This is a genomic window from Yoonia sp. (assembly GCF_042093035.1).
GTDB lineage: Bacteria > Pseudomonadota > Alphaproteobacteria > Rhodobacterales > Rhodobacteraceae > Yoonia.
The window spans coordinates 1-4,518 of the sequence record NZ_JBELFI010000156.1; the positions used below are offsets into that span (position 1 = coordinate 1).

Below are 4,518 nucleotides of genomic sequence, written 5' to 3' on the forward strand. Positions count from 1 at the left end.
AACCAAGACGGCGGCTATACCGGAATGACCGCGGCGGATTTCATGGCATGGCTCAGCGGGATGGCGGAGGACGCTGGTGTGCCGATGGATCAACTGATCCTTGGTGGCGATCACCTTGGTCCCAACGTCTGGAAGAATGAGTCTCTCGATGTGGCGATGGAAAAGGCCCGCGAGTTGGTCAAAACCTACGTGCAGGCAGGGTTCAAGAAAATTCACCTCGATACGAGCATGGCCTGCGGCGGCGAGCCAAACCCTACGTTCGTGCAGATCGCCGAACGTGCCGCCGACCTGTGTGTCGTGGCCGAGCAATATGCGCCTGACCCAAGCGAATTAATCTATATCATCGGTACCGAAGTTCCGATCCCTGGTGGTGAAACTGATGAACCAGATGCGTTAGATGTGACGTCTGTTGACCGATTCCACGACACGATTGAGACCCACTACGCCGCGTTCAAGGCGCGCGGTCTGGAAGATGCGTGGACGCGGATCGTCTCTGTTGTCACGCAGCCCGGTGTCGATTTCGGGCACACGTCAATTTATCCTTTCGTGCCTGAGAAGGCAGCCCCACTGAGCGCCGCAATTCTTAAGCAGGACGGCCTGACGTTCGAGGCACACTCGTCAGATTACCAGCCGACAACCGCGCTGGTGTCCCTTGTCCAAAATCACTTCTTTTTCCTAAAAGTCGGCCCCGAATTGACCTTTCGCTTCCGCGAAGCTGTCTGGGCGCTCGCAGAGATCGAAGCCCACATGGACATTGATAACCCCTCCAATGTCCGCGAAGTCATGACCCAATGCATGATTGATGCGCCAAACAATTGGCAATACTACTACAGCGGGTCAGACGCCGACGTCGCCCGCCTGCGCATCTACAGCTACAGCGACCGCATTCGCTATTACTGGGCGGACGCCGCTGTATCTGCCGCTTTGTCAAAGCTGTTCAGCAACCTTTCAGCGCAATCCTTGCCCGAAACGCTGGTGTCGCAATCCTTTTTGGGCCTTGAGTTCGGCGAAATCCCGACGAACGCCAGCACGTTGCTGGAAGACCACATTAACAGATGCGTCAACCGCTACTTTGAGGCCGCCGGTTATTCTTGAAACTGGTCGCATCAACGTTCTCAAATGAAAAACGTGAGAGAGGCTCACACTGCCAATCATTCATCAGGACTTAACCACAACGAACCAACATTCTGCGAGGTCGCGCAACAGAAATCAGCCATTGGTGCGATTTCAGTGAAGGTCAGCTTGGTTCTGCATCTTACCAGTTCATGCGCACCGCAACGAAAGGCGGTTCTTGGAAAGAACAGCCGTTCATTACTGGCGCGGCGAATGCTACTGAAGAGCCCAAACTATCAAATTGCTGCGTTGCAGCTAATGTCCGCAATCGGGCAATTTCTCTGCTTTCCAATTGGGGCAATCCAACGACACTAGCTATCATCACTCGTCTACTATGACACAGCCTCACTGAAGAGACCGACCAGTCAGCCACTCCACTTCACAGCCGCACTTGACCGCCGCTCAACAAACTCTGGCGCGCAATTCAGACTTCTCGCCTTGCCCGCTGCTGGATCAATGATCGCCGACACTATCGCATCCCCGGCCTCTTGCCCGATGCGCCGCGCCGGGAGCCGGACTGTTGTCAATGCAGGTTCAATCTCTGAAGATCCCTTGAAATCACCGATGCCTACAATCGAGACATCGTCCGGCACGGTGAGTCCGCTCGCCGTTGCCCCGTAAAGTGCTCCGGTCGCAAGAATATCGTTGCCGCAGATGAGTGCTGTCGGCCGATCCTTTTGCAAAAACAGCCGCTTCGTATCCTGCTTTGATTCAGAAATGCTATAGACGGTTTCCAGCATCCATTCTTTGGGAATCTCAATACCGGCCGCACGCAAGGTGGTGAGTACGATTTCACGCCGTGCCAGCGCGCGGTCGTTGCCGTGTGTCGGTGGAAACATACAAGCAACGCGTCGGTGCCCTAATTCCAGCACATGCTGTGCAATCAATCTTCCCGCTTGCTTATTGTCTGCACCAATCGAGGGGTAGCGTGATGTTGCGGAATAATTCCACATCAACACGCAGGGGATCTCTTGGCTATCTAATAGTTGAAACACAGCCTCGTCATGGTCCAACCCAGTCAGAATGACGCCATCAACGCGGTGCTCAAGAAATTTTCGCAAGATGGCGTACTCGCGTTGCAGGTCATACCCATGCGAGGCCAGCAGAATGGTAAAGCCATTGGCAGACACCGTATCCGAGAATGCTTGCACGACCTCGGCAAAAATTGCGTGATCCAGTGTTGGAACAAGAACACCAATGGTTCCTGACCTGATCCCATGGATGGTCTGCGCGGCCCGGTTTCGGATATAACCCGTCTTGCGCACTGCGGAATCGATCCTTTTGCGGGTGGCTGGCTTCAAAAGTTCTGGATGGTTGAAATAGCGTGACACCGTAGAAGGAGATACACGCGCCGCCTTAGAGACTGTGAAAATATCTGCCTTTTTCGATTTACTTTCAGTCATTTAAACCGCCATTTCAGCATTTTTATGAAAACATTTGCAAAACTATTTTCATCGCTTAGCGTAAATGGTCAAGCCAAAGTTTGGGAGGATTTTGGGCCAGATGGAATTTCTGTACTACATGGGCGACGTGTTCACCCCGATAAACTTCGGGCTGCTGTTGCTTGGCACCATCGGTGGTCTGATTTTGGGGGCAACACCGGGGCTATCGCCGACAATGGCCGTGGCATTGCTCATTCCGTTCACATTCCAGCTTGAGCCGCAGCAGGGCCTGATTCTGTTGGGTGCTGCCTATACCTCGACTGTTGCTGGCGGGGCAGTCAGTGCCATTTTGCTAAAGATCCCCGGCGCACCAGCCAATATTGCGACCACGCTGGACGGTCACACCATGGCAACCAAAGGCGATGGGGCGAAGGCCTTGCAGCTGTCGTTTATTGCGTCGGCTATCGGTGGCCTTTTTGGTGTTTTCCTTCTGATCTTTCTGACGCCAGTCTTGGCCCAGTGGGCTCTGGCATTTGGCCCGTCACATCTGTTCTGGCTGGCCATCCTTGGCGTGACTGTCATTGGCACTTTGGATTCCAGCTCGGTGGTCAAAGGCCTTTTGTCCGGCTGTATCGGCCTATGGCTGGCCACAATTGGCTTTGATGACATCATGGGTGCGCAGCGGTTCATCTTTCACCCTGCTGTCAGTGGCGGGATCAATGTGATCCCAGCGCTGATCGGGCTTTTCGCGATCCCGCAAGTCATCACGATGTTCACCAAAGGCCGCCGTAGCGACGATGCAGAGATCATCAGTGTGAAGAAACACCCTATCCGCCTGGCATTTGTTGAGGTTTTCAAGCGCAAGACAGCACTCGCGATCGGGACAGTGACAGGGTCTATCATTGGCCTGATCCCCGGTGTTGGCGGACAGATTGCCGGCCTTGTCGCCTATGATCAGTCCAAGAAGTTCAGCAAGGAAAGCGAGAAGTTCGGGACTGGCCACAGCGAGGGTGTGATCGCGGCAGAGAGTGCCAACAACGCCATGGTCGGCCCATCCTTGGTGCCGCTTCTGACGCTTTCTATTCCCGGTTCTCCGACGGCTGCAGTTCTGCTGGGGGGGCTGCTGATCCATGGTATTTTCCCTGGGCCCGACCTCTTCATGAATTATCCGCAAGTGGCGTGGACGTTTATCGACTCCATGCTGATAGGGCAGCTGTTGATGTGTATCTTTGGCCTCTACATCGCTGGATTGGCGGCGAGTGTCGCGCGGGTTCCTCATGCTGTGATGGCAGCAATCGTTCTGGGTTTGGCAGTCTTTGGAAGCTATTCGGTTCAGAATTCCATGGGCGATGTCTATGTCATGGCAACGCTGGGTCTGGGTATGTATTTCCTTGAACGCTTCGGTTTTTCGGCTGCACCCTTGGTTCTCGGCCTTATTCTTGGACCCATTGCAGAGGCGAACTTTATCCAAGGTTCGATGATCGCAAATGCCACTGTCGGCACCGGCACTTATTTCTTTACCGGCTGGCTGAACTGGCTGTTGATCCTGATCGTGGTTGCTTCAATCGCCTATTCAGTCTGGATGGAAATCATGGCGCGCCGTTACACCACCAAAGACGATGCCGTCGCAAAAGAAGAGGCGCTGTCATGACCGATCTGCCCCGCAATCAGCACATCGTTGCATCCGGCCTGATCGCTGCGGTTGGTGTCAGTATCGCCTACATCAGCTTTACGCAGGAACCTGCGGATGCCTTCATCTTTCCGCGCCTGATTTCATCGGTCTTCGCTGTTCTGGCGATTTGGACCTTTGTGAAGGCCATCTTGGGCCGCACCAAAGTCGGTAACGGGATCAGCTATGATGCAATGCGCAACATGCTGCCCGGATTGATCGTTGCGATCATCTACGTCTATTGGGCGGCCAAGGCGCTTGGCTTTTATACCGCCACCGCAATTGCCTTCTTTATCTTGCTTTCACTTTACGATCCGGCCCCGCATTCAGAAATGAAAAGCTGGGGCAAACGGC

At 54.1% G+C, this 4,518-nt stretch carries 4 protein-coding genes; 3 read left to right on the forward strand and 1 reads right to left on the reverse strand.

The genetic code is table 11. The features are described from left to right. Positions 1-1,095: class II D-tagatose-bisphosphate aldolase non-catalytic subunit (locus ACFDSS_RS13660; RefSeq protein ID WP_375256276.1), on the forward strand; the 1,095-nt coding region annotated here is incomplete at its 5' end. A 383-nt stretch (positions 1,096-1,478) separates the two neighbouring features. On the opposite strand, the gene ACFDSS_RS13665 is transcribed toward ACFDSS_RS13660, so the two are convergent. Next, a complete protein-coding gene (locus ACFDSS_RS13665; protein WP_375256277.1) occupies positions 1,479-2,516 on the reverse strand; it encodes a substrate-binding domain-containing protein in 1,038 nt (345 codons plus the stop codon). Positions 2,517-2,616: 100 nt separating this feature from the next. Between ACFDSS_RS13665 and ACFDSS_RS13670 the strand changes: the two genes are divergently transcribed. Together ACFDSS_RS13670 and ACFDSS_RS13675 are read left to right on the forward strand one after the other, a co-directional pair. Further along, positions 2,617-4,146, forward strand: a complete 1,530-nt coding sequence (locus tag ACFDSS_RS13670) for a tripartite tricarboxylate transporter permease (protein ID WP_375256278.1) — start codon at positions 2,617-2,619, stop codon at positions 4,144-4,146. Beyond that, on the forward strand, positions 4,143-4,518 hold a 376-nt coding region (locus ACFDSS_RS13675), incomplete at its 3' end, for a tripartite tricarboxylate transporter TctB family protein (protein ID WP_375256279.1). The genes ACFDSS_RS13670 and ACFDSS_RS13675, both read left to right, overlap by 4 nt.

Bases quoted from the DNA above. Each gene is read 5' to 3' on its own strand.
- ACFDSS_RS13665 (WP_375256277.1), bottom strand. From the start codon at position 2,516: ATGACTGAAAGTAAATCGAAAAAGGCAGATATTTTCACAGTCTCTAAG.
- ACFDSS_RS13670 (WP_375256278.1), top strand. From the start codon at position 2,617: ATGGAATTTCTGTACTACATGGGCGACGTGTTCACCCCGATAAACTTC.